The sequence below is a fragment of the Streptomyces sp. NPDC092369 genome, from assembly GCF_044755245.1.
In the GTDB taxonomy this organism is placed as follows: Bacteria; Actinomycetota; Actinomycetes; order Streptomycetales; family Streptomycetaceae; genus Streptomyces.
The window spans coordinates 1,626,171-1,653,169 of the sequence record NZ_JBIVQP010000001.1; the positions used below are offsets into that span (position 1 = coordinate 1,626,171).

Below are 26,999 nucleotides of genomic sequence, written 5' to 3' on the forward strand. Positions count from 1 at the left end.
GGTTCCCTCATTGGGCGCGAGGTGTGCCGGGTTCTAGCGTGAGGACGTGCCGCTCGCCCGGGCACACGGGGGCCGGTCCCGCGGCCCCCGTGCACCACCCCCACACCCGCGCGAACCCCCACCGGCAACCCCCACTGAGGAGACTCATGTTCGGGCTCAACCGCGCAAAGAAGACCGCCGCCGTGCTCGCGGCGACCGCGGCCGCCGCGGCGACCGCACTGCTCAGCGCCCCCACCGCTGTGGCAGCCCCCCAGCCCATCGTGGGCGGCACGACGACCACGACGACGACGTACCCGTTCATGATGCAGATCACGGACGCCTCGCAGAACCAGTTCTGCGGCGGCACCCTGGTATCCGCGACCAAGGTCGTCACGGCGGCCCACTGTATGGTCGGCGAGACCACCAGCAGCGTCAGAGTCGTCGGCGGCCGCACCTACCTGAACGGCACCAACGGCACGGTCAGCCGGGTCAGCAAGATCTGGATCAACCCGGACTACACGGACGCCACCAACGGCGACGACGTGGCCGTTCTGACCCTCTCGACGTCGATGCCGTACACCAAGGCCTCATACGTCTCCTCCTCCCAGACCGGGGTGTACGCGGCCGGCACGACGGCCCGCATCATCGGCTGGGGCACCACCTCGGAGAACGGCAGCTCCTCCAACCAGCTGCGGACCGCGACCGTCCCGACGGTGTCCGACTCCAGCTGCCGCTCCTCCTACGGTTCCGACTACGTCGCGACCGACATGGTTTGCGCCGGATACACATCCGGCGGCGTAGACACCTGCCAGGGCGACAGCGGCGGTCCCCTGCTCATCGGGGGCGTCCTGGCAGGGATCACTTCTTGGGGCGAGGGCTGCGCGGAGGCCGGTTACCCGGGTGTCTACACCCGGCTGACCACCTTCTCCAGCCTGGTGACCGCGCAGGTCAACTCGTAGCCCAGAAGATCTCCTGAGCACCCCTCAGGTGAAATACCAGGGGGCGTTGCGAGCTTCCACGAGCAGCTCGCAACGCCCCCTATCCATGTCCGTATCCACTTCGATCTCCCTGGGATCGGCCCTAGAGGAGCCTGCCCTCCGCCTGTTTCAATGACGGCCGAGGGAGTTGATACGCATGGTGTCCACGGACCGTTTCCTGGCCTTCGCGGCCATGTCGCTGCTGGTGATCGTGATCCCCGGGCCGAGCGTCCTGTTCGTCATCGGACGGGCCCTGGCACACGGCCGCCGCACCGCCGTCGCGACGGCGGTCGGCAACGTCTTCGGCTCGTATCTGCTGGTCGTGGCGGTCGCGGTGGGCATCGGCTCGCTGGTGGAGCGGTCGGTCACGCTCTACCTGGCGGTGAAACTGGCGGGCGCGGCCTATCTCGTCTATTTGGGTGTCCAGGCCTTCCGGCACCGCAAGGAGCTGAGGGCATCGGCGATGGCGGCCGACTCCACCCAGCCGGCCCGCGGCGATCTCCGCACGGTGCTCGACGGCGCGCTCGTCGGGGTCACCAACCCCAAGGGCGTGGTGTTCTTCGCCGCCGTACTCCCCCAGTTCGTGGACCACTCGGCGGGCCACGTTCCGCTGCAGATGCTGGTGCTGGGCCTGATCCCGATCTCGATCGGCCTGGTCACGGACACCCTGTGGGGTCTGACCGCCTCGGCCGCCCGCGGCTGGTTCGCCCGCTCCGACCGCCGCCTGTCCATGATCGGCGGCGCGGGCGGCTTCACGATGATCGGCCTGGGCGTGACGGTGGCGGTGACGGGCCGCGCGGACTGAGCCCGCCACAGACACGTTCACTGTCCTACGACGGTCCCGAACCGGATGTCGTACGACGTCCCCGGGTGCATGACGCCGAGCATCCGCGCGCCTTCCTCGACCACGTCCGCCCGCTCGGCCCTGGTCAGCTTTCCGAAGGGCTCGACGACGAGCGCGTCCTCCGTCAGCTTCCACACGCCCGCGAGGAAGCCGTCGACCAGGAAGGTGGAGTAGGCGAAGTTGCCCAGCCAGCTGCGGCCCCGGTACTCGGGCGGTACGACACGGCTGCGGTCGGCGTGGGAGAGGAGCAGGTTGTCGAACTCGGGGAGGAAGCGCGGCGGGGCCGGGGTGTCCGCGTCGGGGCGCGGGGCGTCGGGGAGGTCGAACAGCTCGACGCCGTTCGGGTCGCGGAAGGTGACGAGCTGCGGGCGGAGGCGTTCGAAGACCTCGCGCAGCCGGGTCAGGCCCGCCCAGGTCTGCATGTCCTTGACGGAGGCGGGACCGAAGGCGGCGAGGTAGCGCAGCACGGTGGCGTCCGGGGCGGGCGCGGGCGCGGCGGGCCGGCCCAGCCAGTGCTCGGCGGTGGTGAGCGCGACCTGGCCGCTGCTTCCCCACAGTCCGCGCGGGGTGACCTGCACGAGCGGGAGCCGGCAGCGGGCGGCGATGCCGAGGGCCTGCGGGTCGGCGTCCGGCCACTCGACGAGCAGCGCCTCACGCAACTGCTTCAGGGTGCGCGGCTCGGTCTCGACGAGGTCGCGGGCGAGGGCGGCGAGGCGGTCGAGGTCGACGCCGACAAGTCCCTTGCGGAACATGGTGAGTTCGCGTTCCCGGGCCGCCTGGACGAGCGGGCGCAGGGTGAGGCAGTCGTCGGCGGTGTGGGTGTGGATGGTCGAGCGCATGGTGACGATGCGGACGACCTCGCGGCCGGCCATCAGCGCGGAGAGCTCCTCGGGGGCGAACCCGTCGAGGCGGGCGGCGAGGGCGTAGTACGGCGGCTTGACGTTCTGGGCCTGGAGGCCGAGGAGGTGCTCGACGGCCGCCGCGGCGCCGAGCCGGGCGGGGCGCAGCAGCAGCTGCCGGTCGAGGGTCGCGCGGTTGAGCTCGCGGATGCCGAGCACGGGAGCCGTCGCCGCGGCCGTCCCTGTCGTCTTCGTCATACCCCGCACGCTAACGGCCATCGCGGACAGCTACGGTCCGCAACTCTCACCGAATCCGGTTCCGCAGGCCACCCGAGCGCCGTTTGCCCCGTATATCCTGCGGTTGATCACGCCAGTGCCGGCCCGTCCCGTCCCGGCCCGACCTGCCCCGGGCCCCGCGTCCCGCAGCCGCGGGCTCGACCCCGAGAGGCAGTCGTATGTCCGAGCGACGCGCCCGTCCCGCCTCCAGGAACCCGGTGAAGTCGGCCTGGCGCCGGGCCCTGACCCCGCCGCAGCCGCCCGAGGCGCAGCCTTCTCCCCCGTCGGCCGAACCGGCGCCCCAGAACCCGGCCGAGCCGGACAGCATCGTCCAGGCCGCCCTGTACCGCGACGGCGTACGCGTCTCCGCCCCGGACTCCCTCGCCGACACCTTCCGCGAACTGCGGGAGCAGCCGTCCGGCATGGCGTGGATCGGTCTTGCCCGCCCGACGGAGGCCGAACTCCTCTCCCTCGCCGCCGAGTTCGACCTCCACCCGCTCGCGGTCGAGGACGCGATGGAGGCCCACCAGCGCCCCAAGCTGGAGCGCTACGGCGACACCCTCTTCGTCGTCCTGCGGGCCGCCCGCTATCTGGACGCCCCGGAGGAGGTCGACTTCGGCGAACTGCACGTGTTCGTCGGCCCCGACTTCGTGATCACGGTCCGGCACGGCGCGGCCCCCGACCTGTCGGCGGTGCGCCAACGCATGGAGGAGACACCCGAGTTGCTGAAGCTCGGCCCCGAGGCGGTCCTCTACGCCATCCTCGACTCCGTCGTCGACGGCTACGCGCCCGTCGTCTCCGGCGTGCAGAACGACATCGACGAGATCGAGACCGAGGTCTTCCGCGGCGACCCGGCGGTCTCCCGCCGCATCTACGAACTCTCCCGCGAGATGGTCGAGTTCCAGCGCGCCACCCGTCCCCTGGTCGGCATGCTGCACGGCCTGATCGCCGGCTTCTCCAAGTACGACACCGACGAGGAACTCCAGCGCTACCTGCGCGACGTCGCCGACCACGTCACCCACACCAGCGAACGCGTCGACAGCTTCCGCCAGGCCCTCCAGGACATCCTCACGGTGAACGCGACCCTGGTCACCCAGCAACAGAACGCGGAGATGCGGGCGTTGGCGGAGGCGGGGTTCGAGCAGAACGAGGAGATCAAGAAGATCTCCTCGTGGGCCGCCATCCTGTTCGCGCCGACGCTGGTGGGGACGATCTACGGGATGAACTTCGAGCACATGCCCGAGTTGGGCTGGAGCTTCGGATACCCCTTCGCGATCGGGTTGATGGGGGTTGTCTGCGCGAGTCTGTACGTGATCTTCAAGCGACGGGACTGGCTCTAGAACCCTGAGGTGACGCTCAGTTCCCCGACCGCTCCCTCCCGGAGCTCATCAGGCGCCGAACACCTGCAGCTCCGAGACCTGACCCGCCGGCCAACCGGTGTTGGCGGTGAACGTGAGCCGTACATACCGGGTGCTGGTCGTGGTGGGGAGCGTGAGAGTCGCGGTGTTGCCCGATGCCGGGTTGAAGGTGTACGCCGCCGCGGCGAGCAGTTGCGTGGAGGTGCCGGCGTCCGTGCCGCCCTGGACGGAGATGGTCTGGGTGCGGGTGGCCCAGGCGGTGGCCGGGGGGAGGTTGAGGACGATCCGTTTGACCCCGGTGGCGGCGCCCAGGTCGACCTGGATCCACTGCGGGAAGGCGTTGTTGGCGGACTCCCAGTAGGTGTTGGTGTCGCCGTCGGTCGCGTTGCCGGAGCCGTAGGTCTGGGTGTGGCTGCTCTCCGAAGTGGGGCGGTGGAGAGCGAGGTTGGTGGTGCCGGACGGCGGGTCGGTGGTGACGGTGACCTGGGGGGACGGTTGCGACACGTTGTTCGCGGCGTCGACGGCCACGACCGCGAAGGTGTACGCGGTGGACGCGCCAAGTCCCGTGACAGTGAAGGAGGTTGACCCGGTCGTGCCCACCTGGGTGCTGGTCGACCCGGACACCTGGAGGATCCGGTAGCCGGTCACGGCGACGTTGTCCGTCGACGGATTCCAGTTCAGCGAGGCCGAGTTGCTGGTGTGCCCGGTGACCGTCAGGGCGCTCGGCGCGGTGGGCGGTGCGGTGTCGCCCCCGGTGGGAACCACCGGCTGGGTGGGACGGGTCGCGGTCAGCGCGATCTGGCCCTTGAGCATGCGGCCGCCGTCCCCGGTCAGGCGCAGGTAGTAGTCGGACGAGCAGGCGGTGCCGTCCTCGTCGAGGGCGAGGAAGCCGGAGTTGGTGGGCACCCACGCCTGCGTCTCGGCGGTCTTGGCGATCTGGTTGCCCTCGTTGTACTCGTCGAACATCGAGATGTAGATGCCCTGCACCCCGGCCCGCACCATGTTGTAGAACTGCCGCCACATGAAGTCGCCGTGCGCGCGCTGCCGTCCCGAGACGTCCCCGGGCAGGACGCAGGGCTGGAAGTCGATGCCGTTGGCGTTGCAGTCCGCCTGGTCGGGGACGGTGTACGTGTTGTACGCGTTGTCGGCCTCGTTCACGTTGCCGATGGCGCCGACCATCCACGGCGAGATCATGTTGAACGCGTGGTAGACGCCCAGGAAGCCGGGCTGCGAGCCCCCGGTGCCGGTCCGCCATTCGCGCGGGACGCCGCCGATGACGTAACAGCCCTGGCCCTTGAACCAGTTGACGACGTCGAGACAGGCGGCGGGGGTGAAGGGGTGGTTGGGGTCGTTGAAGCCGAAGCCCCAGATGCAGACGACCGGCTTGCCGTTCTGCCTCGCGTAGGCCGGACTCGCGGTGTGCGCCGACATCTTGTTCGTCCAGTCCGTCTTGATCTCGGACTGCATGTTCGTCCAGTTGGAGACGTCGTACATGATGTAGAACTTCCGGCCGTACGACTCGGCCGCGCTGCGCACCTTGGTCGCCATGGCGTCGCGGGTGGGGCCCTCGCCGCCGGTGGGGTTGAAGCGTTGCAGGGCCGCGGTGTCGATGTTGTTCTGCTGCATCCACAGGAAGTGGGTGTTCACGGTCTGCTGGTCGTAGGAGGAGAACAGCTTGGCCGGCTGCCCGTTGCCCAGGGCGGCGTACGACGTCTGGTAGGTGGTGGTGTACTCCCGCACGTCGGGCCAGCAGCTGATGCCGGTGTTGGTCGGGGACGGCGGCTGGCCCCAGTTCTGGGTCCAGTGCCACCAGCCGTTGATGGGCGCGCCGTCGCCGATGCAGGCGAACCAGCCCTGGTAGCCGACGGTGATCTTGCCGACCACGTCGCCCGGCGGACTGGCCGCGGACGCGCTCGCGGCGAGTACGGTCTCGGCCGCTCCCACGGTTCCCACCGCGCCGGCCGCGACCGCGGCCCTCAGGAACACCCTGCGTGTGACACCCATCTGCACTCCTCCGGGCTCTTGTTGGCTCCTCTTGGCCCCCCGCTTCGGTGGTCGGTGCCGCCGAGCGCGCTCACGCTCGCGCTCGGCGGCACCATCGGGTCGGATCAGGTGCTCCAGACCTGGAACTCCGAGACCTGACCCGCCGGCCAGCCGTTGTTCGCCGTGATGTTCACCCGCACGTAGCGCTGGGTGGCCGCGGTGAACGTGATGGTGACCGTGTTGTTGGTGGTGGGATCGAAGGTGTACGTCGCCGACGACTTGAGGGTGTTGAAGGACGAGCCGTCGGTGCTGCCCGAGACGGACAGCGTCTGGTTGCGGGCACCCCAGGCCGCGGGGAGTTGGAGGACCACGCGGCCGACGCTCTGCGCGGAGCCGAGGTCGACCTGGACCCACTGCGGGAAGGCGTTGTTGGCGCTCTCCCAGTAGGTGCCCTGGTTGCCGTCCGTCACGTTCGACGACGGGTACACGGAGGTGTGGCTGGACTCGGTGGTGGCCGCGCCCGCCGCCAGGTTCCGGCTCACCGTGCCGGCCCCGACACCCGTGAGGGCGACGGTGGTTGTGCCGTTCGACGCGTTGCTCGCGATGGTGAGATCACCGGTGCGGGTGCCGGACGCGGTGGGCCTGAACGTGACGTTCACCGTGCAGGAGGCGCCCGCCGCGATCGACGTACCGCAGGTGTTGGTCTGCGAGAAGTCGCCCGTGACGGTGACGCCGGAGACGGTCGCGGCGGCGGTACCGGTGTTGGTCACCGTCACCGTCCGCGCGCTGCTGTCGGTGTTGAGCGCCTGGGTGGGATACGACAGGGACGTCGGGTCGGCCGACAGGGTCGCCGGCGAGGAGCCGCCGCCGCTGGGGAAGACCTCCAGGTCCGACAACTGGGCAGCGTTCCAGCCCGTGTTGGCGGTGATGTTCACCCGTACGTATCTCGCCGTGGCGGCGCTGAACGTGATGGTCGCCGTGTTGTTGTTGGAGTTGGGGTCGAAGGTGTACCCGGCCGAGGCCTTGATGGTGGAGAAGCTGGAGCCGTCCGTGGATCCCTGTACCGACAGGGTCTCGGTGCGGGCCGACCACGCGGTCGCGGGCGGGAGCTTCAGCACGACCTTGCCGACGCTGTAGTTCTGGCCGAGGTCGACCTGGGCCCACTGCGGGAACGAACCGTTGGTGCCCTCCCAGTACGTCGAGGCGTCCGGGTCGGTGAGGTTGGACGCGACGTACGGGCTGTTGCCCGAACTCGCCGTCGCAGGACGCCCGGCGGCGATGTTGGTGGTGCTGTCGATACCGCTGCCGGTCAGGGAGACGGTGGTCGGGCTGTTGTTGGCGTTGCTGGTGACGGTCAGCGTGCCGCCCCGGGTGCCGCCCGTGGTGGGCTTGAAGCCGACGGTGACCGTGCAGGAGGCGCCGACCGCGAGGGTGGAGCAGTTGTTGGTCTGGCTGAAGTCACCGCTCGCGGCGACGGCCGAGACGCTCGCCGACGCGGTGCCCGAGTTGGTCACCGTCACCGTCTGCGTGCCGGCCGACGAGCCGACCACCGTGGCCGGGAAGGAGACGCTCGACGGGTCGGTGTTCAGCACCGGGCCCGGCGCGGTGCCGGTACCGGACAGGCTGACCGTGTTGGTGGTGCCGCCCGCGTTGACGGTCAGCGATCCGTTACGGCTGCCGGTCGCCGTCGGCGCGAACTTCACGCTGACGGTGCACGAGCCGTTCGCCGGGATCGACGAACCGCACGTGTTGGTCTGGGAGTAGTCGCCGCTGGTGGAGACCGACGACACGGACGCGGCCGCGTTGGTCGGGTTGGAGACCGTCACGGTCTGCGCGGCGCTCGTCGAACCGGTCGCCACGGAACCGAAGTTGAGCGCGCCGGGGGTGGCCGTCACGCCTTCGGGCGGATAGGGCGGGAAGACCGGGGCCGGCCATCCGCCGCAGTACGGGGTGCCGCCGATGCCGGAGTTGCCGCCGCCGTCGGTGACGACGAAGTTGCCGCCCGAGCAGTTGTAGACCGGGGAGGAGTAACCGACGCCGGTCGCCGTGACGTTGGTGAACTTCGCCGCGCCGCCGGTCTGTTCCTGGAGGGCGAACGTGCCGGTGCCGGCGATGGTCACGTTGTTGAGGTTGACGCCGCTGATGGTTCCTTCGACCCACTGGACGGCTTCGTAGGGACTCTGCTGGATCAGCGCGTTGGTCACGTTGATCGGGCCGTTGATCGCGCCCTGGCTGCCGTCGAACCACAACGCGCCCACGCCGAACTGCCAGTTGGGGTCGAGGCTGCCGGCCCGGATCATGGTGTTGTCGGAGATCGTGGTGAGGCCGACCGGTGTCGACGTGAAGCGCTGCCCCACGTGGATGCCGCCGCCCTGGGCGATGCCGGTGTCGACCACGCGGTTGCCGCTGACGGTGTTGTCGTGGCCGCCGTAGATCGCGATGGCGTTGGCGAGGATCTGCAGGGACACGGTGTTGTTGGAGATCGTGTCGTTGGCGTCGGCGCCGATGGCGGCGTCCGCCCAGGTGGCGATGCCGTCGTCGCCGGTGTTGCGGATGTCGCTGTTGGTCACCTTCGAGTTGGTGACGCCGCCGTGGAAGTTGATGCCGTCCGCGGTGGTGTCCCGGATGCGCAGACCGGTGAAGGTCAGCCCGTCCATCGGACCGTCCATCCAGGCGCCGACCTTCATGTGGTCGATCCACAGGTTGGAGACGGTCGAGTCGCTCATCGCGCCGCCGATGCCGTTGACCTGCGCGCTGTCGTCGCGTTCCTGCACGTTGCCGAAGATCGCGAAGTTCTGCAGGCGCACACCGGTGCTCGCGTTGGGCGCGGAGTTACCGTAGAAGCCGGGGGCCGTGCCGATGACGGTCGAGTACCACATGCCGGCGCCGGCGATCGTGACGTTGTTGACGCTGATGTGGCCGGGGATGTTGTAGCTGCCCGGCGGGATCCACACCGTGCCGCCGGGGCCCGCCGAGCTGATCGCGGCGTTGAAGGCGCTGGTCGCGTCGGCCACACCGGTGGGGTCGGCGCCCTTGCTGGTCACCGACACCGCCCCCGAGGGCGCGGTCAGGGCGGCGCCGACCTGCTCGAAGTCGGCGAAGTCGATCGTGTACGAGGAGGCGGTGTTCCCCGCGTCGACCTGCAGCTTGAAGGTCGTGCCCGCCGGATACGTGGTGGAGAAGAGGCGGTGGGCCTCGTCGTAGAAGTGGTGCGGGTTGCTGCCCGGGGTGTTGGTGAAGGGGTAGCTGCCGTAGTACCAGCTGTAGGCGTTGGTCAGGGTGAAGTCGGGCTGCTTGACGTTGTTGACGTACAGCGACAGCGCGGCGGTGTACACCGAGCCGTTCGAGGTGTCGGGGATGCTGTAGCGGAAGTTGATCGAGTTGGTCGCCACCGGCGTGGTGAAGGTGACGTACTTGCCGGTGCCCTGCAGCGTCGTCGCCTTGCGGTACGACGCCTCGTCGGCCAGCTGGCCCTGGGTGTAACTCGGGCCGATGTCGGAGCCGTTGGTGTCGGAGTTCTCCGCCTGCACCTCGACGTAGGGCAGGCTCGCGCCGCTGCCGCCGGTGGCGGTGGACGCCGCCAGGGCGGGCTGGACGGTCAGCACGACGACGCCGACGGCGGCCAGCATCACGGTGCTCACCGCCCAGACGAGGACGCGTCTCAGATCTCGGATGGAATGGAACACGTGCCACTCCTTACGTAACCAAATGCCGAAAATGTCCCGCTAGCGCCGCCAGGGAGGGAGGGGAGGCAGGGGGTTGGTGACGATGCATGGGGGACCGTAATATCGTTGGCATGATCACGCAATAACAAGACAGAACTCTGCAACAAATAAAAATGCGGCCTGCAAGATCTAAGGCGTCCGCGCGCATGGCGGTGCCGCCGGACGCAGCGTCCGGCGGCACCGTGGGGAGCGTGGGGTCAGGCGGCCCAGATCTGGAACTCCGAGACCTGGCCGGCGGGCCACCCGTTGTTGGCCGTGACGGTGACGCGGTAGTAGCGCTGAGCGGTGGCGGGGAAGGTGAGCGTGACCGTGTTCTTGGTGCTCGGGTCGAAGGCGTAGGCGGCCGAGGGCTTCAGGGTGGTGAAGGTGGTGCCGTCGGTGCTGCCCGCGAGAGTGAGGGTCTGACTGCGGGCGCCCCAGGTGGTGGGCAGTTGCAGAACCACACGCGAGGCGCTGCGGGCCGCGCCGAGATCGACCTGGACCCACTGCGGGAACCTGTGGTTGGCGCTTTCCCAGTAGGAACCCTGGTTGCCGTCCGTCACGTTCGAGGACGGGTAGACGTCGGTGTGACTGGACTCGCTGGTGGGTCTGCCTGCGGCGAGATTGGTCGCGGGAGTGTCGGTACTCCCGGTGAAACTCAGGTAGTTGATGTTCCAGCCGCCGGTGTCCTGATGGAGGGTCAGGATCTGTCGGCCGGCGGGCAGGGTGACGTGGGTGGTCGCGGTGCCCCAGGTCTGCCAGTCGCCGGTGGCGGGCAGGTCCACCGGTCCGGTGAGGTTCGTACCGGAGGCGTCCGACAGATGCAGTGCCCCGGGCGCCGCGGTCGGGACCGCGACGCGCAGGTCGAGGGTGTAGGTGCCGGCCGTGGCGACGTCGACGGTGTAGCGGAACCACTGTCCGGCGCCGGTCCAGCCCAGGTTGTAACCGCCGCCGGTGTCCGAGGTGTTGTCCAGGTCGATGCCGTCGGCGCGGTAGGAGTTGGCGTTGCCGTTGACGGAGGTGACGTTGTACGCGACCCCCTGGCCGCCGGTGTCGTAGTTCTCCGCCTGCACCGTGCCGGGCACGGCGGCCGGGGTGCCGCCGTAAGGGGCCTCGGGAGCGGGCGGCGGCCAGTGGTTGTCACTCAACGTGGCGGTGAATCCGGTGGAGTTGTTGACGAAGGCCGAGGCACCGGCGGTGAGCCCGGTGACCGTGTTGCCGGTGATCGTCGCGGAGCCGGTGGGCGCCGGATAGAACGACGGTGAGATCGCGATGCCGTTGCGGCCCGGGGCGTTGACCGTGTTGTCCTGGAGCAGGGTGTTGGTCGAGGTGGAGAAGGCGATCCCGTCGTAGAGGGAGTCGTTGACGGTGTTGCCGGTCACCGTGACCTTGTCGACGATCCCGGTGTTCTGGCCGTCGCCGCCGTTGCCGATGTGCAGGGCGGGCTGGCCCTGGCTGTAGGCGTTGCCGCCGGAGCGGACCACGGTGTTGCCGGTCACGGTCGCGGACAGCAGGTCGCTGCCGTTGACTCCGAAGCGCCCGGCGCCCAGACCGATGTAACGGGCCGTGTCGCTGATGTAGTTGTTCCTGACCTGGTGACCGCTGCCTCCGTAGATCCCGACGCCCTTGCCGCCCCAGGGCGCGATCGAGGTGTTGTCACTGACGGTGACATTGGTCATCGGGTGGTAGAAGGTCTGTGAGCCGTCACCGTTGGTGTTGTAGTTCACCGAGTTGATGGCGATCGCGTCGTCGCCCGTACCGCGTACGAAGTTGTTGGTGACCGTCAGGTCGTTGCCTGTATCCGCGTTCAGCGAGACGTTGTTGACGTTGATCCCGTCCGCCCAGATCGAGGTCAGCCTGCTGTTCTTCACCGTCCCACCAGTACCGGAGGCCCAGAAGCCGGACATGGTGTGCTGGGTCCAGATGCCCTCGGCCAGCCAGTCGGTGCCGGTGGTGTCCATCGCGCCGCCGTCCCCGCCGATGGTGCTCCGGCTGACGGCGTTGGCGTCGATGTGGAAGTTGCGCACCGTGCAGGACGTCAGGTCGAACAGGGCGGCCAGTGGTGTGGTGTTGGGGACCGGGACGTCTCGGTAGATCGTGCTGTACCAGAGGCCCGCGCCCGCGATGGTGATGCCCTGCGCGTTCAGTCCGGCGGTGCCCTTCACGTAGAAGGTGCCCTGCGGGATCCACAGGATCCTGCCCTGCGTCTGAGCTTGGTCGATGCAGGTCTGGATGGCGGCCCGGCTGTCCACGGCCTGGCTGTCGGCCGCGCCGTTGGTCGGGGCGCTGGACGCCACCGCGCCGCAGCTCGTGATCGAGATCGAGTTCGCCGGCTGCGCCTGCGGCGCCGGCGGGTTCTCCACGTCGACGGAGTCCACGTCGTAGAAGGACGCGCTGTTGGCGGCGTCCTTGCGCAGCGAGAACGTGGCGCCCGCCGGGATCGGGGCGCCGGTGACGAAGGTGTGCGACTCGTCCCAGAAGACCCTCGGGTCGCCGTCGGCCGGGTTCTGGTTGTCGCTCGTGTTGTAGTTGCCGTTGCCCTCGTACACCCAGGTCTGCTTCGAGTTGAGGTTCAGCGCCTGCCGGAACACCCCGTTGACGTACAGGTCCAGCGTTCCGGTGATGCCGCCGCCGGACGCCGAATCCGGGATGCTCGCGCGGACGTTGAGGAACGAGATCGGCTGCCCGGTGGTGTTCGTCCACTGCACCGACTGGCCCGTGCCGTCCAGGTGGACGTACGCATGGCCCGAAGCCTCCAGGCTCGCGCTCGAGTACTGGGTCGTCGGCGCCGAGGTCAGCGACCGGACGGCCGCGCCCCCGGCCGGCACTCCCGCCTCGGCCTCGTAGATCTTGAACGACGTGGTCGCACCCACGGCCGCGGTGGGTGCGGCAGCGCCCGTGGTGGGTGCGGCGACGGCCGGTGGAACGGACACGCACATCGCGCCGACCGCGCCGACGGCGACGACGACCGCCGCCAGTCGCCGGGGTCTGAGGATCGTCAGCATGTGGGGCTCCTTCAGGGGGTGGGGGGAGACCGGCGCCCCGACCGTACTGAGCCCTCTTCCACTCCGCTAGATTCCGACGAAGTAAAGAATGTGCCGCGCAAGTCACTGCAAGTTTCTTGCTAAAGATACGCAATTTCAGAACAGCGCGGATGTGCCGTCCGGCAGCGGCATGTAACCCGGATCACAGCCCTGAAGTGCAGCGCGGGGTGGGGTCCAGAGCCTTTCTCTCTGTGTAAGGGGCTTTGCCCGCACGGGGACGGTGGACGGTACGGATGGAACAGAGTCGGGCCGAGGGGTTCGACGGCTTCGTGGCAGCGCGCTGGTCGACGCTGTTCCATCTGGCCTGTCTGCTCGCGGGAGGCGATCGGCACCGCGCCGAGGACCTGCTCCAGGAGGCCATGGTCAAGCTCTGGTTCGCCTGGCCGAAGGTCGGCGAGGAGGCACCTGAACCGTACGTGCGCAAGATCCTGGCGCGGGCTGCGGCCCGTTCGGCGCGGCGGCGCTGGTGGGGTGAGCGCCCGGTCGAGCAGTTGCCGGACCTCGCGCAGGTGGACGACGTGTCCGCCGCCGTGGCGGAACGCTCACGGCTGGAGGCGGCGCTGGCCCAGCTGTCGCCGGCGCAGCGGGCCGCCGTGGTCCTGCGCTACTACCAGGACCTGCCCGACAAGCAGGTCGCCGAAGTGCTGGGGTGTCCGGTCGGCACCGCCCGGTCCCACGCGTCACGGGGCGTGGCGCGGCTGCGCCGGATCCTCGGCGATGTCATCGAGACGGTGGGATGAGGGGGCGTTGATGGACCACTTCGAGCGGGAGCTCGCGCGGATGATGCGCGACGCCCAGGAAACGACCCCCTTCGAGCCACGGCACCGGACCCGTCTCCGGGACGGCGTACGGGCCCGGCGCCGCGTCCGTGCGGCACGCAGGGCGGTCGGCTCCGTCCTGGCCGTCGCCGGACTCGGCCTCGGCTTCTTCCTGGTGCCCCATGCTCAGGTGGACAACGGGCCACAGTCCCCGCTGCCCCGACCCGCCGTGAGCCCGACGCTCCCGACGGTCGGCCCGACCCTGACACCGGACGCGTCCTCGAGCACGACCACCGGCCCGACACCGACAGGCACCAGCGGGTCATCCATCGGGTCGTCCGGCACCCCGACCTCGACCCCGACCGGAGGTTCGTCCATCGGGTCCTCGGGCCCACCCGCGACCAACTCGGCGGCGCCGCCGTCCGGCACCGCGACGACCGACTCGCCCACGGGTCAGAGCACTTCGTCGGGGTCGGTCACGACACCGCCGGCGACGGAGAGATCCGCGACCCGGGGCACGGCGAGCTCCGGGTAACCGGGCACCGCCGACCACCCTCACCCCCCACCCTCACCCCCACCCGCACCCCTGACCGCGGCACCGCCCTCAGGCGATGCCGGCATGCCCCGCGACGGCCCAACGACCTGGACAGAACGTGACAATGCTGATGAGTCAGACGAGCCAGATGAGCCAACTGCCGTTCCGCACACCGCTGTCGGCACACCAGCGCGAGCCCGTCCTCGACGTGGTCGTCCCCGTGTTCAACGAGCAGCGGGACCTGGAACGGAGCGTACGGCGGCTGCACGCACACCTGCGGGAGACGTTCCCGTACCCGTTCCGCATCACCGTCGCGGACAACGCGAGCACCGACGAGACCCCGCGCATCGCGGCCCGACTGGCCGCCGAACTGGCCGAGTTGGAGTGGCTGCGGCTCGACGAGAAGGGCCGCGGCCGGGCGCTGCACGCGGCCTGGTCCGGGTCACGGGCGCCCGTGCTCGCCTACGTGGACGTCGATCTGTCGACCGACCTGGCGGCGCTCCTGCCGCTGGTCGCCCCGCTGATCTCCGGCCACTCCGACATCGCGATCGGCACCCGCCTGGCCCGTGGCTCCCGGGTGGTGCGCGGCCCCAGACGGGAGGCCATCTCCCGTTGCTACAACGCCCTGTTGCGCTCCACCCTGGGCGTCGGCTTCTCCGACGCGCAGTGCGGTTTCAAGGCGGTACGGCGTGATGTCGCCGAACGGCTGCTGCCCCTGGTGAAGGACTCGGGGTGGTTCTTCGACACCGAGCTGCTGGTGATCGCCGAGCGGGCCGGACTGCGCATCCACGAGGTGCCGGTCGACTGGGTGGACGACCCCGACAGCCGGGTCGACATCCTGTCCACGGCCCTGGCCGACCTGCGCGGAATCGCCCGCATCGGACGGGAGTTGGCGCGCGGCACGCTCCCGACGGCCGAGCTGCGGCGGGGCACGGACGGTTCGCCCGCGGGCGGTCTGGCCGGCCAACTGACGCGCTTCGCCGCCGTGGGCGCGGTGAGCTCCGTCGGATACGTGCTGCTGTACGTGGCGTTGCGCCCGGAGACGGGAGGACAGGCCGCCAACGCGCTGGCCCTGCTGATCTGCGCGCTGGCCAACACCGCCGCGAACCGCCGCCTCACCTTCGGACTGCGCGGGCGCGGCGGCGCACTGCGCCACCAGGCCCAGGGCCTCCTGGTCTTCACGGTCGGCCTGGCCCTCACCAGCGGCTCACTGACACTCCTGCACCGCACGACCCCAACTCCCGCGCGCGGCACGGAGATCGGGGTCCTGGTCGCCGCCAACCTCGCCGCCACTCTCGTCCGCTTCCTGCTCTTCCGGGCCTGGGTGTTCCCCACAGCGCGCCGCCGCGAGGGGAAGGCGACCGCGAAGTGAGCGACACGACGACCTTGGTGCCACCCGCCGCCGAAGCCACGCGAGACGCCGCAACTGCCTTGTCACGTGAGGAGATCGGCGACCACCTCCTCCGCACGGTCAGGTACTACGGCCCCGTGCTCGCGCTGTACGGCGTGCTGAAGCTGATCGGCTTCGCCGTCTTCATGTACCTCTTGGACTCCGACGGCGGTTTCCGGACGAGGGATCCGCGCTTCGGCGGCGGCGCCCACGTCTGGGACGTACTCGCCACCTGGGACGGCTGGTGGTACCAGCAGATCGCGGCGGACGGCTACCACCCCGCGCTCGTCAAGATCCCCGGCGCCGCCGGACTGATCACCCTCGAAGGCAATTCGGCGGCCTTCTTCCCGCTCTATCCCGCGACGATGCGACTGGTCTCCGACTGCACGGGCCTGGGTCTGTACGGCTCCGGCATGCTGGTCTCGGTCGTCGCCTCGTTCGCCGCCGCGCTCGGCATCTACGCCGTCACCGCCCGGTTCGGCGGCAGGCGGGCCGGGTTGGCCGCCGCCGGACTGTGGGCCGTCTGGCCCGGCTCGGGCACCGAGTGGTCGGCCTACTCGGACTCCCTCTACATCGCCCTCGCCGTCTGGGCCTGCCACGCCGTCATGACCGACCGCTGGCTCACCGCGGGCGTCCTCACCTTCGCCGCCGGTCTGGGCCGACCCACCGCGGTCGCACTCATCGCCGCCCTCGCCGTGGCCGCACTGCGGACGCTCCACCGCAGCCGGGAGAACCTCACGGGTCCATGGATCGCGATGGCGATCGCCCCGCTCGGTCTGCTCGGCTACCTCCTGTGGGTCGGCGACCAAATGGGCGACCTGACCGGCTACTTCAAGCTCCAGACCGGCGCCTGGGCGCACACCTTCGACTACGGCGAGCACACCGTCGACGTCGTCGGCTCCCTCGCGACCGGCCGCTACGACTACCTGTTCGCGTACCCCCTCGAAGACGTCGTCGGCGTGGCCGTCGTCCTGCTGACCGCGCTCCTGCTTCCTCTCCTGATCCGGCTCCGCCCACCGGCCGTCCTGCTCGTCCACACGGTGCTCACCATCGCCCTGGTCCTCGGCAGCCGGCAGATATTCGGCAACGTCTCCCGCTATCTGCTCCCGTGCTTCCCCCTCTTCATCCCGTTGGCGGTCAAACTCCGCACCCTCGGCCTGCCCACGCTGTGCCTGCTGCTCGGCATCGCGGCGGTCGCGTCGGGGTCGTACGCCGGGTATGTGCTGTTCGAGGTGGGGGTGCCGTAGGAAACGGGCTCGGCAGGGTCCGGTCCGGCCGGGCCGGCACCCACCAGGCACTCCGGCCCGCGAACTCGACACCGAGAACAGGGCGGGCACGGTGCCCGAGGCGGTCCGGCGCGGGCTGTTCGATGTCGGTGGCTGAGAGGGATCGGTGAACGGGCCGTCCGCGTCGACCTCGCGGGACGCTACTGCTTGACCGCGCCGGCCAGGCCGTTGATGAAGAACCGCTGCAGCACGATGAAGATCACGACGATGGGCAGCAGGGTGATGACCGAGCCCGCGCACACCAGGGTCCAGGCGGTGGAGTTCTGGCCGATGAAGTTGAACATGCCCACCGAGAGGGTGTGCAGTTCGGGGCGGGAGAGGGTGAAGACCAGCGGGATGAAGAAGCTGTTCCAGGCGGTGATGCAGGCGAACAGGCCGACGGTCGCGAGCATGGGCCCGGACAGCGGCAGCATGATCCGCCAGAAGATCTGGTGGAAGTTCGCCCCGTCCACGCGGGCCGCGTCCTCCAACCCCCGGTCGATCGTCGTGAAGTAGCCCATGAAGAGGAAGGTGCCGAAGACCATCCCGCCCGCCGACTGGACGATGACCACCGACCAGAGGGTATTGAGGAGATGGAGGCGCTGGATCAGGTCGAAGACCGGGATGATCGTGTAGCCGTGCGGCAGGAAGAGCGTCACCCCGATCAGGCCCAGCCAGATCTTCTTGCCGGGGAAATCGGTGCGGGCCAGGACATAGCCCGCCATCGAGGTGGCCAGGAGCGTGACGACGACCGTTCCCATGGCGAACAGGACCGTGTTGACGAAGAACCGGCTGAAGTCCGCCTGCGTCCAGGCCTCGCTGTAGTTGGACCAGTGGAACTCGGAGGGGATCGGGTTCAGCCCGCCGTCGAAGAAGCCGTCGGTGCTCTTGAGCGAACTGCCCAGCGCCCACAGGAACGGGTACAGCCAGACGAGCCCGCCGCCGAGCAGCGCGAGGTAGAGCAGGCCGCGTCGGCCTTGGCGCAGACTCAACCGCGTTCGGGGGCGGGGACGTTGGGACAGTGTGGACATCGACGTAACCCTTTACTGGTTGGCGGCCGTGCGCCGACGGGTGAGCCGGCGCAGGGCGAGGACCTGCAGCGCGGAGAAGACGATGAGCAGCAGTCCGTAGAGGAAGGAGGCCGCGGAGGCCAGGCCGACGTCGGGCTGGGCGGCGGCGCCGGCCGAGCCGCCGAAGGCCAGGTGGTAGATGTAGGTGTTGACGACCTCGGTGGCGAAGTAGGGGCCGCCGCCGGTGAGGACCTGCACCAGGTCGAAGACCTGGAAGCTCCCGATGAACGCCAACACCACGATGACGACGCCGACTTGGCGCAGCATCGGGACGGTGATGCGGAAGAAGGACTGCACCGGCCCGCAGCCGTCGAGCTTCGCCGCCTCGTACAACTCGGCCGGGATGGTCTGCAGTCCGGCGAGGAAGTAGACGAGGTTGTACCCGAGGGTGTGCCAGATCCCGATCGCGATGATCACGGCCAGAGCGGTGTGCGGGTCGCCGAGCCAGTCGATCTGCCCGTCGCTCACCCCGGTCCTGGCGAGCAGACTGCCCGCCGAGTCACCGAAGTTGGCGAGCATGAGCTGGATGACGACGCCGACGACCGCCGCCGAGGTGACGACGGGGATGAAGTAGACGGTCCGGAAGAACAGAGCGAACCTGAGCTTCGGGTTGTTCAGTACGAGGGCGAGCGCCAACGCCAGCAGGAGCTGCACCGGGACGAGCACGAACGCGTACACGAAGGTGTGCTCCACGGCGCCCCAGAAGATGCGGTCCTGGAGGATCTGCCGGAAGTTGGCGAGGCCCACGTAGTCGCCGGGCTCACCGATGCCGTTCCAGCGGTAGAAGGTGTAGCCGAAGGAGGCGAGGATCGGATAGACCACGAAGGCCAGCAACAGCACGGCCATCGGGGCGAGATAGACGTACGACCACGTGGCGGCGCGGATGCGGCGGCCGAGGCCGGGCCGGGGAGCGACCGGTGGTGCGGTACGGGACGGCGGGTGGCGCCGGCGGGTGGCGAGGAGTGACATGGCGGCGGCTCAGGCCTTCTTCGTCGTGTACGGCTTGGTGGGATTCCAGTCCGCGAAGACGTAGTCGGCCGTGCTGACCTTCTTGCCCTTCCTGGCCACGGCGGCTACCGCGTCGGACAGGAGCTGGAACTTCTTGTCCGCCAGGCTGCTCAACTCCCCTTGTACGTCCTTGATCTGGCCGGTGTAGACGCCGGTCACCACGTCGCTGATGTCCGGCTTGGGGACGCTGGGTGCGACGGCGGCCAGCTCCGGGTTGCGCACGAGGGGCACCGGGCCGCTCAGTACCTGCCTGGTCATACCGACGAAGGCGGCGAAGGGCTTGGAGTCGATGCCGTCCGGGTCGTTGTTCGCGGGGTGGGCCGAGACGCCGTTGAGATCCTCCACCCAGCGGCGCCCTGCGGCGGGGGACGTCAGCGCGTCCAGCCACTGGAACGCCTCGTGCGCCTTCTTGCTCTTGGCGGAGACGGCGGCGAAGGAGCCGTTGCCGACCGGATCGGCGTAGTAGTAGCCCTTGGGTGTCGCGGTGGGCGAGGGCAGGGTGACCAGGCTGTAGTCGGTGAACTTGTGCTGGGTCCACTCGGGTTGGTTCCACACGCCGCCGACGGTCATGCCGAACTTGCCCCGCTCGAAGAACGCGCGGGCCGCTTCGTCGGAGAGGCTGACGGAGTTGGGGTGGAAGAAACCGCGCTTCTTCCACTCGACGAACAGCTCCAGGAAGTCGGCATACGCCCGGTCGGTGGCGAAGGTCCACTTGCCGACGCGGTAGTCCAGGCCGGCGCCGGGGAGGGTGGGGGCGCCGCCGGGTGCGCCCGCGCCCCGGACGAACAGGTCCAGCCACCAGGCGAGTACGCCGATGCCGTCGGCGTTGCCGAAGCCGAGGCCGTAGGACTTGCCGCCGCTTTTCTTGGTGATCGTCTGAGCGGCGCTGGTCACCTCGTCCCAGGTCCTTGGCACCTTCACGCTCCCGTCCGGGTTGGTGAGGCCGACGGACTTGAAGACGCCGTTGTGGACATAGAGCTGGTACTGCGGGCCCGAGCCCTTCAGCGGGGCCGAATACACCTTGCCGTCGAAGACGTTGGCGCCTTCCAGGAAGGTGCCCTCGGGGAAGCGCGCCTGCCACTTCGGGGTCGCCCACTCGTCGAGCGGGTGCAGCCAGCCCTTGGCGACCTGCTCGGCGACGCTCGGCACCTGCGGGATCATGAAGACGTCCGGCGGGTTGCCGCTGCGGTTGGCGAGCGCGACCAGGTCGGCGTACTTGGCGTTCTGCTGGGTCGTCTTCTTGACGCTGACTCCGCTGTGCCCCTTCTCGAAGAGGTCGATCTCGTTGTCGACCCAGGGGGCCTGGGTGACGTACCAGTCCCAGTAGGTGAGCGCGTCCGCCGCCGAGGAGGACGAGCCGGACCCGCAGGCGCTCAGGCCGCCGCCCACCGCGAGGGTGCCGGCGCCGAGTGCGGCGGTGCGCAGGAGGGCGCGTCTGGAGACGTTCGACGAAGTCATCTGGTGTTCCTCCGGCATGTAACGTTCACTGAACCGTTTACAGTAACGGGGACGTTAGGGGGGCACTTCCCGGCCGTCAAGAGGTTCGGCACCGCTATGGAAACTCCGGACAGGCGCCTGCACCTGGGCGTAGAGAATCCCTGGCCGGTTGTGTAACTTTTTCATCGGTGTTACTTACATCGGCCGTTCACCGGGGCGAGGAGAAGCAGAGCATGGCTCAAGGTCGGGGTTCCGCAGGTCGGGCGACGATCCGTGACGTGGCGTCGCGCGCGGGCGTGTCCGTCGCCACCGTGTCGCGGATCCTCAGCGAGGCGTACACGGCGCCTCCGGCCACGCACGAGCGCGTGATGCAGGCCGTGCGCGACCTCGACTACGTGGTCAACGCCAACGCCCGTACCCTCAGCACGACTTCGGGGCTGGTGGCGATGGTGGTCAACGACATCACCTCGCCGTTCTTCATGAACGTCGCCTCCGGGGTGGAGGAGCAGGCCGTCGCTGACGGCCGGGTCTGCCTGGTCTGTTCCACCCAGGGGGTCCCGGAGCGCGAGCTGTCGGTGATCAACCTGATGCGCCAGCGTGGCGCGGAGGCGATCATCCTGGTCGGCGGCATGGCCGAGACCGAGGAGCATCTCACCCAACTCGCCGCCGCCGCCGAGGGGATGGACCGGGCCGGCGCCCGCCTGGTGCTCTGTGCCCGGCCGTGGAAGGGCCCGAAGGCGCCGGTGGACGTGGTGGAGTGCGACATGGAGGCCGGCGCCTTCGCCGCCACCAGCCATCTGCTCTCCGCCGGCCACACCCGCGTGGCCCATCTGGCGGGCCCGCACGAGTTCAGCGTGGCCGGTCAGCGCCTCGAAGGATACGAACGGGCACTGCGCGCACACGGCATCAAGCCCGACCCGGCGCTCGTCGCCGAGACCGACATGACACGCGAGTCCGGATACGAGGCGGCCTCCCGTCTGTTGACCGACACCGACGCCACCGCGATCTTCTGCGCCAGCGACATGAGCGCCGCCGGCGCCATCGCCGCCGCCCGCGACCTGGGCCGTACGGTCCCCGACGACCTCTCCGTGGTCGGCTTCGACGACATCCCGCTCGCCGAGGACCTCTACCCGCGTCTGACCACCGTGCACGTCCCCCAGCAGGAACTCGGCCGCTCCGCCACCCGCCTGGCCCTGCACCGCCGCCCCGCGGATCCGCCGAACCGCCGTGTGGTGCTCGGCTCGCACGTCGTCGTACGTCAGTCGGTGGCACCCCCGGCCCGCCTCAACACCGTCGGAAAGGCGGACAGTTGATACCTGAAGACCGGTTCCTCTCCCCGTACACCGGCTGGACGCGTACGCACTGGGAGGCGCTGGCCGACGCCCAGCTGGCCGCCGTCCGCCCGTACGCCACCGACCGGCACGCCCTGCTCCACCTGCCCGGCCCGGCCAGCCGCTCGGGCCGGCACAGCGACGGCCTCGAAGGGTTCGCCCGCACCTTCCTGCTCGCCGGCTTCCGTCTGGCCCAATCGGGCGACAACGACCCGGGAAATCAAGCCAGTTGGTACGCCGAGGGCCTGACCGCCGGCACCGACCCGAGCTCGCCGGACCACTGGCCGAGCATGCGTGAGTGCGGGCAGGCCAAGGTGGAGTGCGCGTCGGTGGCGATCGCGCTGCACGAGACACGGCGCTGGATCTGGGACCGGCTGGACGAGGGCGTACGACAACGGATCGTCGCCTGGATGACGGACCTGCTCGGCAGTGACGTGCCGGACAACAACTGGGTCTGGTTCAGGGCGATCACGTCGGCGTTCCTGCGCTCGGTCGGCGCCCCGTGGAGCGCGCCCGACATCGACCACGCGATCGCGCGGACGGAGGCCTGGTACGCGGGCGAGGGCTGGTACGCCGACGGCGGCGGAACGGCCGGTCCACTCCGGCACTTCGACTACTACTCGGGCTGGGCCATGCAGTACTACCCCCTCTGGTACTGCCGCATCTCGGGCACCGCCGCCCACCCCGACCTGCTCCCCCGCTACCGGGCCCGGCTGCGCCGCTACCTCGACGACGCCCAGCACCTCGTGGCGGCCGACGGCGCCCCGCTGTACCAGGGCCGCTCCCTCACCTACCGCTACGCGATGCTCTGCCCGCTGTGGGTGGGCGCCGTCTTCGACGCCACTCCCCTGCCGGCGGGCCGCACCCGTCGCCTGGCGAGCGGAGTGCTGCGGCACTTCGCCGAAGCCGGCTGCTTCGACGAACGTGGGCTCCAACCACTGGGCTGGCACGGGGAGTTCACGGCCGTCCGGCAGCCCTACTCGGGTCCTGGCTCGCCTTACTGGTCGAGCAAGGGCTTCGCCGGACTGGTGCTGCCGGCGGAACACCCGGTGTGGACGGAGAAGGAGGAGGCCCTGCCGATCGAGACCCGGGACGTGCGGCGGACGTTGACCGCCCCGGGGTGGCTCGTCTCCGGCACGGCCGCGGACGGGGTCGTACGCGTCGTCAACCACGGCAGCGACCACGCCTCCGGCGACGGCGTCGACGCCGAGGCGGACGACCCGACGTACGCCCGCCTCGCCTACGCCACCCACGCGGCCCCCGACAGCACGGAGGCGAGCCTGAACGACCCGCTCGACTCGCACATCGCCCTGCTCGACGCCGACGAACGCCCTTCCCACCGCCGCCCGTTGACCCGGCTCCACCTCGGCGTCCGCACCGCCGTCTCCCGCCACCGCGCCCACTGGCCGCTCGGCCCGGTACCCACCCCGTACGCCCACGACCCCGCACCCTCCTTCCGCACGGGACCGTGGATCACGACGGCGTCCATGCTGAACGGCCCGTTGGAAGTGCGGCTCGCACGCGTCGACGGCCCGCTCGACGAACCGCTGCGGCTGCGGCTCGGCGGCTACTGCCTGGCCGCCGCCGAACCGCCGCTCGGGTACGAGGAGAGCTGGCCTGCCGCTTGGGTCCGGCACTCAACGGGCCTGTCCAGCACGGTGGTCGGGCTGCGCGGTTTCGACCAGGCGGGCATCGCCACCGCACGCGACGCCAACGCCTTCGGCCCGCACTCGGCGACACCCTGGCTGGCCACCACGGCGGAGGTCGAACCCGGCGCGGTGTACGCCGCGTTGGTCTGTCTCTCCGGAGTGGTCGAGGGACCCGGTGCCGCCGAAGCCGTACGCCTGGACGTCGTCCACGACGGTGACGGCACCGCCCTCGCCGGCGTCACCTGGCCCGACGGCACCCAGGACAACGTCCGCCTGGAGCCGCCGAGTTGACCCGCAGGCCGAGGTCAGGTGCCGTACGTCCCGTTCACGTGCCGTCGATGAGCCGGACCGCGAGCGCGGGGCTGAACTGACCGGCCGGGACGGTCGGGGCGATGCCGCACTGTCCGTCGGAGTTGCCCGGTGTCTTGACCCACAGCAGCAGGTCCTCGCCACCGCCCACGCGGGAGGTGACGCCGAGCCTGCGCTCGGCCGGGTTGCACCACTCGCCGTTGGAGCCGTTGCCGTTGCGGCTGGTGTCGACGACGAAGTGGGAGCCGCCGCCGAGCGCCGAGTTGATCGAGTTGCCGTAGGTCTCCGAGGACGAGGTGGTGTAGAAGTTCGAGACGTTCACGGAGAAGCCCCGGACGTTGGCGACGCCCGCGGACCTCAGCCGGCTCGCCATGGTCGCGGAGGCGACCCAGTTGGTGTGTCCGGCGTCCAGATAGGCCCAGGTGTTGGGTGCCTTCTGCTGGAACATCTGGGCGGCGTAGGCGAGCATCGCGAGGCGGTCGCCGGTCTGCGCGGCGGTCAGGCAGCTGAAGTCCGACAGGGCGTCCGGCTCGATGACGACCACGGCGGGGCGGTCGCCGACCGCCGCCGCGAAGGTGGAGATCCAGGTGCGGTACTCCGCCACACTGCCCGCGCCGCCGGACGAGTGACCGCCGCACGCGTCCCGGAGCGGGATGTTGTACGCGACGAGGACCGGCAGTCTGTCGTGGCTGTCGGCCGCGCCGACATAACTGGAGACGGCCGGTCCGATGCCCCCGCTCTCGGCGGCGAACCAGCGGGCGATCGGTTGCGAGGCGATGGCCGACTGGATGCGCGCGGCACGGGAGTCGGAAGGGTTGTCGCGGACCCAGACGGCCGGGCCCGAGTCGGGGTTGGAGTAGAAGCCGCTCGTCAGGGAGACGGGGCTGGCGGCGGCCGCCGGACCGGCCGTCAGGAGCGGCAGCGGGGCAACGAGCAGACAGATCAGGGCGGTTCGGAGGGCTTTCCAGCGCATAGGGAATCCCTTCCTCTCAGCGGGCCGAGTCCGCGGCGAAGCTCGCCACCCAGGCGAGCGCGGAGTTCCAGTTGATGGCGATCTCGTTGGTCGAGTACGAGTAGATGTCGTCGATGTAGCAGGTGGCGGGGGCGCAGCCGACCAGGTTCTGCTGCGCGACCGGGTCCTGGAGGGCCGAGTCGGGGCCGCCGGCCAGTGAACCGGGCGGCGGGCTCGGCAACTTGGGGTCGATCTGGTGGGCCCAGATGCGGTTGTGCTGGTTGTGGCTGAACTGAGTGCCGTAGCCGGTGACGAAGGACTGGTTCAGGGCGTTGCGGCCGAGGAGATAGTCCAATGACTCCAGTACGGCGCCGCGGTAGACGTCCCTGTGGGTGAGGTCGTAGGCGGTCGCGATGACCACGGCGTTGTTCGCGGTGACGCTGTTGGAGCCCCAGGCGTAGGCGCCGTCGGCGGGCAGGCTGGGGTTGGGGTAGCCCTGCGACCGCTCGTCCCGCACGAACCCGTCCGCGACGGCGAGGACCCGCTTGCGGGCGGCGGCGACCATGCGGTCGGGGAAGCGGTCCGGCAGCCGGACGACGGTCAGGTCGGCGAGCGCGCCGGTGTCCCGCCAGGAGAACCCGGCCGGGGTGATCTCCGTGTCGATCCGGGACAGGTAGGCACGGTCGTGCGTGGTGGCGTACAACTCCGCCCCGGCCCAGGAGAATTCGTCGCTCACGTCCGTGTCGGCGTACGCTCCGCCGCCGACGCTGTCGCCGTTCGGGGCGTACACGTCGGGGTGGGCGAGCGCGGCCTTCCAGGCGGTCTCGGCGGCGGTCAGGCAGGTGTGCGCGAAGTCCGCGTCGTAGCGGGCCCAGACGCGAGCGCACTGGGCGGCCGCGGCGGCGAGGTTGAGGGTGGCGGCCGTGGACGGCGCGTGCAGGTAACGGGGTTGGGAGTCCTGGTCGGGCTGCGTGGGCAGGGCGCTCCAGGCCAGGTCGTGGATCTTGTGGTGGGCCATGCCGGCCAGCGGCTCGCCCGCCGGCACCTGCATGCTCAGCAGGAACTCCGTCTCCCAGCGGGACTCGTCGAGGACGTCCGGTACGCCGTTGTCGTTCTCGGGGATGCTCAGCAGTCCGTCCCGCAGGCCCGCGATGTCGCCCTGAGCGCGGGAGCGTTCGTAGGAGTCCATCAACTGCCATGCCGCGACGGCTCCGTTGACGACGTACTTGCCCTGGTCGCCGGCGTCGTACCAACCACCGTGGACGTCCAGGGCGTAGCCGCAGGTACCGGGCAGGCAGGGCACGTCGGTGTCGCCCTTGTTGGGGGCCACGCCGACATGTCCGGCGGGGCGGGCGTAGGCCTCGCCGGCGTACCGGGCTTCTGTCGGCGTGCCGCTGCGGACGTCGTAGAAGTAGCCGAGCGCGTCCTTGCGCAGGGAGGGGTACGGGTTGTCCGCGATGGCGAACGGGTAGCTGGTCGCGTCGCCGACCGCGAGCGTGTATCCCGTACCGGCCCTGTGCACCAAGCTGAAGTCGGCCAGGTGCACGTGGTCACCCGAGGCGGGGTCGGTGCCCTGGACGTGGGTGCGCCCGGTCCTGACGACCTCGCCGGAGGCGTCCAGCAGGCGCCAACGGACCGGATCTGCCGATGAGTTGACGATGGACGCCCTCTTGGGGCCGTGGACCGCGTAGCCGTACTGGTTCGTCCGCACCGGGGAGCCGAAGTCGCGTCCGCCGCCCGGGGGTGTGGCGCCACCGGTGAGGGAGACGTCGTCGAGGCAGAGGGTGAACGGCTGGGTGGCGCCGCCCTGTTGGAAGGAGAGCTGGGCGTGCAGGTCGGCGCGCGTGGAGGTGCCGGTGAACTGGAAGGTCTTGGGCGCGGTGGTGACGGCGGCCGTTTTGTTCAGGGTGGTCGTGACCGGGGCGGTGGGCACCTGCAGCACGGCATGGATCGACACGTCCCGGGTGGCGGACGCGGTGAAGCGGAGCGTGTAGGGCTGACCTGCCTCCAGAGGGATGTCGTTCTGGCCGATCATGGAGTCCCATACGTTGACGGTCCCCGCGGGGACGTTCGCGCACAGGCGGCCCAGGTCGACGGTGGACGGCGTGTTGCCACTGCTCCACCACGGGGTCTTCACGCTGTCGAACGTGCCGTTGAGCACGCGTTCGTAGGGTGCTTCCGCGGCGTGCGCGGGCGTTACGGGGGTCGCGGCCAGGGTGGCGGCGGTCAGGGCGGGCGCGAGGAGGACCGCGCCCCATCTGGTCCTGCGGAATCTGGTCTTGCGGAACATA

The 26,999-nt window shown here is 69.8% G+C and carries 18 protein-coding genes; 8 read left to right on the plus strand and 10 right to left on the minus strand.

Going from position 1 to position 26,999, the window contains the following annotated elements; translation table 11 throughout:
* Nucleotides 1–146: 146 nt before the first annotated feature.
* Together ACIQI8_RS07180 and ACIQI8_RS07185 are read left to right on the plus strand one after the other, a co-directional pair.
* Nucleotides 147–938 carry a S1 family peptidase gene (locus ACIQI8_RS07180; RefSeq protein ID WP_402345750.1) on the plus strand — a complete coding sequence of 264 codons (792 nt, stop codon included), beginning with the start codon at nucleotides 147–149 and terminating at the stop codon, nucleotides 936–938.
* A 175-nt stretch (nucleotides 939–1,113) separates the two neighbouring features.
* Nucleotides 1,114–1,761, plus strand: coding sequence for a LysE family translocator (locus tag ACIQI8_RS07185; RefSeq protein ID WP_402345752.1), 648 nt, complete (start codon nucleotides 1,114–1,116; stop codon nucleotides 1,759–1,761).
* Nucleotides 1,762–1,778: 17 nt separating this feature from the next.
* Here ACIQI8_RS07185 and ACIQI8_RS07190 read toward each other — a convergent pair whose 3' ends face one another.
* Nucleotides 1,779–2,897: a winged helix DNA-binding domain-containing protein gene (locus tag ACIQI8_RS07190; protein ID WP_402345754.1), complete on the minus strand. Its 1,119-nt coding sequence runs from the start codon at nucleotides 2,895–2,897 to the stop codon at nucleotides 1,779–1,781.
* Between the two features lie 197 nt (nucleotides 2,898–3,094).
* Here ACIQI8_RS07190 and ACIQI8_RS07195 point away from each other — a divergent pair, with 197 nt between their 5' ends.
* Nucleotides 3,095–4,255, plus strand: coding sequence for a magnesium and cobalt transport protein CorA (locus tag ACIQI8_RS07195; protein WP_402345756.1), 1,161 nt, complete (start codon nucleotides 3,095–3,097; stop codon nucleotides 4,253–4,255).
* Between the two features lie 48 nt (nucleotides 4,256–4,303).
* On the opposite strand, the gene ACIQI8_RS07200 is transcribed toward ACIQI8_RS07195, so the two are convergent.
* The 3 genes from ACIQI8_RS07200 to ACIQI8_RS07210 all read right to left on the minus strand — a co-directional run bounded on the left by ACIQI8_RS07200 (nucleotide 4,304) and on the right by ACIQI8_RS07210 (nucleotide 12,965).
* Entirely contained in the window at nucleotides 4,304–6,277 is a 1,974-nt protein-coding gene (locus ACIQI8_RS07200; protein ID WP_402345758.1) for a discoidin domain-containing protein, read from the minus strand.
* Nucleotides 6,278–6,381: 104 nt separating this feature from the next.
* Complete coding sequence (locus ACIQI8_RS07205; RefSeq protein ID WP_402345761.1) at nucleotides 6,382–9,942, minus strand: choice-of-anchor D domain-containing protein; 3,561 nt, start codon at nucleotides 9,940–9,942, stop codon at nucleotides 6,382–6,384.
* Nucleotides 9,943–10,178: 236 nt separating this feature from the next.
* On the minus strand, nucleotides 10,179–12,965 hold the full coding sequence (locus ACIQI8_RS07210; RefSeq protein WP_402345763.1) for a carbohydrate-binding protein: 2,787 nt from the start codon (nucleotides 12,963–12,965) through the stop codon (nucleotides 10,179–10,181).
* Between the two features lie 272 nt (nucleotides 12,966–13,237).
* Here ACIQI8_RS07210 and ACIQI8_RS07215 point away from each other — a divergent pair, with 272 nt between their 5' ends.
* The gene (locus ACIQI8_RS07215; protein WP_402345765.1) at nucleotides 13,238–13,744 is read left to right on the plus strand and encodes a SigE family RNA polymerase sigma factor; all 507 of its coding nucleotides are present in this window, start codon (nucleotides 13,238–13,240) and stop codon (nucleotides 13,742–13,744) included.
* A 204-nt stretch (nucleotides 13,745–13,948) separates the two neighbouring features.
* Here the strand turns inward: ACIQI8_RS07215 and ACIQI8_RS07220 are convergent, their stop codons facing one another.
* On the minus strand, nucleotides 13,949–14,212 hold the full coding sequence (locus tag ACIQI8_RS07220; protein ID WP_402345767.1) for a hypothetical protein: 264 nt from the start codon (nucleotides 14,210–14,212) through the stop codon (nucleotides 13,949–13,951).
* Nucleotides 14,213–14,427: 215 nt separating this feature from the next.
* On the opposite strand from ACIQI8_RS07220, the gene ACIQI8_RS07225 reads away from it, so the two are divergent.
* Nucleotides 14,428–15,669: a glycosyltransferase gene (locus ACIQI8_RS07225; protein ID WP_402345769.1), complete on the plus strand. Its 1,242-nt coding sequence runs from the start codon at nucleotides 14,428–14,430 to the stop codon at nucleotides 15,667–15,669.
* Complete coding sequence (locus ACIQI8_RS07230; RefSeq protein WP_402345771.1) at nucleotides 15,666–16,934, plus strand: hypothetical protein; 1,269 nt, start codon at nucleotides 15,666–15,668, stop codon at nucleotides 16,932–16,934. The genes ACIQI8_RS07225 and ACIQI8_RS07230 overlap by 4 nt, the downstream gene beginning before the upstream one ends.
* A 179-nt stretch (nucleotides 16,935–17,113) precedes the next feature.
* Here the strand turns inward: ACIQI8_RS07230 and ACIQI8_RS07235 are convergent, their stop codons facing one another.
* The 3 genes from ACIQI8_RS07235 to ACIQI8_RS07245 are packed head-to-tail and all read right to left on the minus strand — an operon-like array spanning nucleotide 17,114 to nucleotide 20,488.
* Nucleotides 17,114–17,983 (minus strand): carbohydrate ABC transporter permease, encoded by an 870-nt coding sequence (locus ACIQI8_RS07235; RefSeq protein WP_402345773.1) that lies wholly within the window; start codon nucleotides 17,981–17,983, stop codon nucleotides 17,114–17,116.
* Nucleotides 17,984–17,995: 12 nt separating this feature from the next.
* Nucleotides 17,996–18,991 carry a carbohydrate ABC transporter permease gene (locus ACIQI8_RS07240; RefSeq protein WP_402345774.1) on the minus strand — a complete coding sequence of 332 codons (996 nt, stop codon included), beginning with the start codon at nucleotides 18,989–18,991 and terminating at the stop codon, nucleotides 17,996–17,998.
* Between the two features lie 9 nt (nucleotides 18,992–19,000).
* Nucleotides 19,001–20,488, minus strand: a complete 1,488-nt coding sequence (locus tag ACIQI8_RS07245) for an ABC transporter substrate-binding protein (RefSeq protein WP_402345776.1) — start codon at nucleotides 20,486–20,488, stop codon at nucleotides 19,001–19,003.
* A 257-nt stretch (nucleotides 20,489–20,745) separates the two neighbouring features.
* Between ACIQI8_RS07245 and ACIQI8_RS07250 the strand changes: the two genes are divergently transcribed.
* A complete protein-coding gene (locus ACIQI8_RS07250; protein WP_402345778.1) occupies nucleotides 20,746–21,780 on the plus strand; it encodes a LacI family DNA-binding transcriptional regulator in 1,035 nt (344 codons plus the stop codon).
* The gene (locus tag ACIQI8_RS07255; RefSeq protein ID WP_402345780.1) at nucleotides 21,777–23,738 is read left to right on the plus strand and encodes a DUF2264 domain-containing protein; all 1,962 of its coding nucleotides are present in this window, start codon (nucleotides 21,777–21,779) and stop codon (nucleotides 23,736–23,738) included. The genes ACIQI8_RS07250 and ACIQI8_RS07255 overlap by 4 nt, the downstream gene beginning before the upstream one ends.
* Nucleotides 23,739–23,772: 34 nt before the next feature.
* On the opposite strand, the gene ACIQI8_RS07260 is transcribed toward ACIQI8_RS07255, so the two are convergent.
* Nucleotides 23,773–24,729, minus strand: a complete 957-nt coding sequence (locus ACIQI8_RS07260; RefSeq protein WP_402345782.1) for a glycoside hydrolase family 6 protein — start codon at nucleotides 24,727–24,729, stop codon at nucleotides 23,773–23,775.
* 16 nt (nucleotides 24,730–24,745) lie between these two features.
* Entirely contained in the window at nucleotides 24,746–26,998 is a 2,253-nt protein-coding gene (locus tag ACIQI8_RS07265) for a glycoside hydrolase family 9 protein (protein ID WP_402345783.1), read from the minus strand.
* Nucleotide 26,999 lies beyond the last annotated feature (1 nt).

Coding starts and splice junctions, on each gene's coding strand:
- ACIQI8_RS07210 (WP_402345763.1), bottom strand. CDS start 12,965: ATGCTGACGATCCTCAGACCCCGGCGACTGGCGGCGGTCGTCGTCGCC.
- ACIQI8_RS07265 (WP_402345783.1), bottom strand. CDS start 26,998: ATGTTCCGCAAGACCAGATTCCGCAGGACCAGATGGGGCGCGGTCCTC.
- ACIQI8_RS07235 (WP_402345773.1), bottom strand. CDS start 17,983: ATGTCCACACTGTCCCAACGTCCCCGCCCCCGAACGCGGTTGAGTCTG.
- ACIQI8_RS07195 (WP_402345756.1), top strand. CDS start 3,095: ATGTCCGAGCGACGCGCCCGTCCCGCCTCCAGGAACCCGGTGAAGTCG.
- ACIQI8_RS07225 (WP_402345769.1), top strand. CDS start 14,428: ATGAGTCAGACGAGCCAGATGAGCCAACTGCCGTTCCGCACACCGCTG.
- ACIQI8_RS07245 (WP_402345776.1), bottom strand. CDS start 20,488: ATGACTTCGTCGAACGTCTCCAGACGCGCCCTCCTGCGCACCGCCGCA.
- ACIQI8_RS07200 (WP_402345758.1), bottom strand. CDS start 6,277: ATGGGTGTCACACGCAGGGTGTTCCTGAGGGCCGCGGTCGCGGCCGGC.
- ACIQI8_RS07260 (WP_402345782.1), bottom strand. CDS start 24,729: ATGCGCTGGAAAGCCCTCCGAACCGCCCTGATCTGTCTGCTCGTTGCC.
- ACIQI8_RS07180 (WP_402345750.1), top strand. CDS start 147: ATGTTCGGGCTCAACCGCGCAAAGAAGACCGCCGCCGTGCTCGCGGCG.
- ACIQI8_RS07215 (WP_402345765.1), top strand. CDS start 13,238: ATGGAACAGAGTCGGGCCGAGGGGTTCGACGGCTTCGTGGCAGCGCGC.
- ACIQI8_RS07190 (WP_402345754.1), bottom strand. CDS start 2,897: ATGACGAAGACGACAGGGACGGCCGCGGCGACGGCTCCCGTGCTCGGC.
- ACIQI8_RS07185 (WP_402345752.1), top strand. CDS start 1,114: ATGGTGTCCACGGACCGTTTCCTGGCCTTCGCGGCCATGTCGCTGCTG.
- ACIQI8_RS07240 (WP_402345774.1), bottom strand. CDS start 18,991: ATGTCACTCCTCGCCACCCGCCGGCGCCACCCGCCGTCCCGTACCGCA.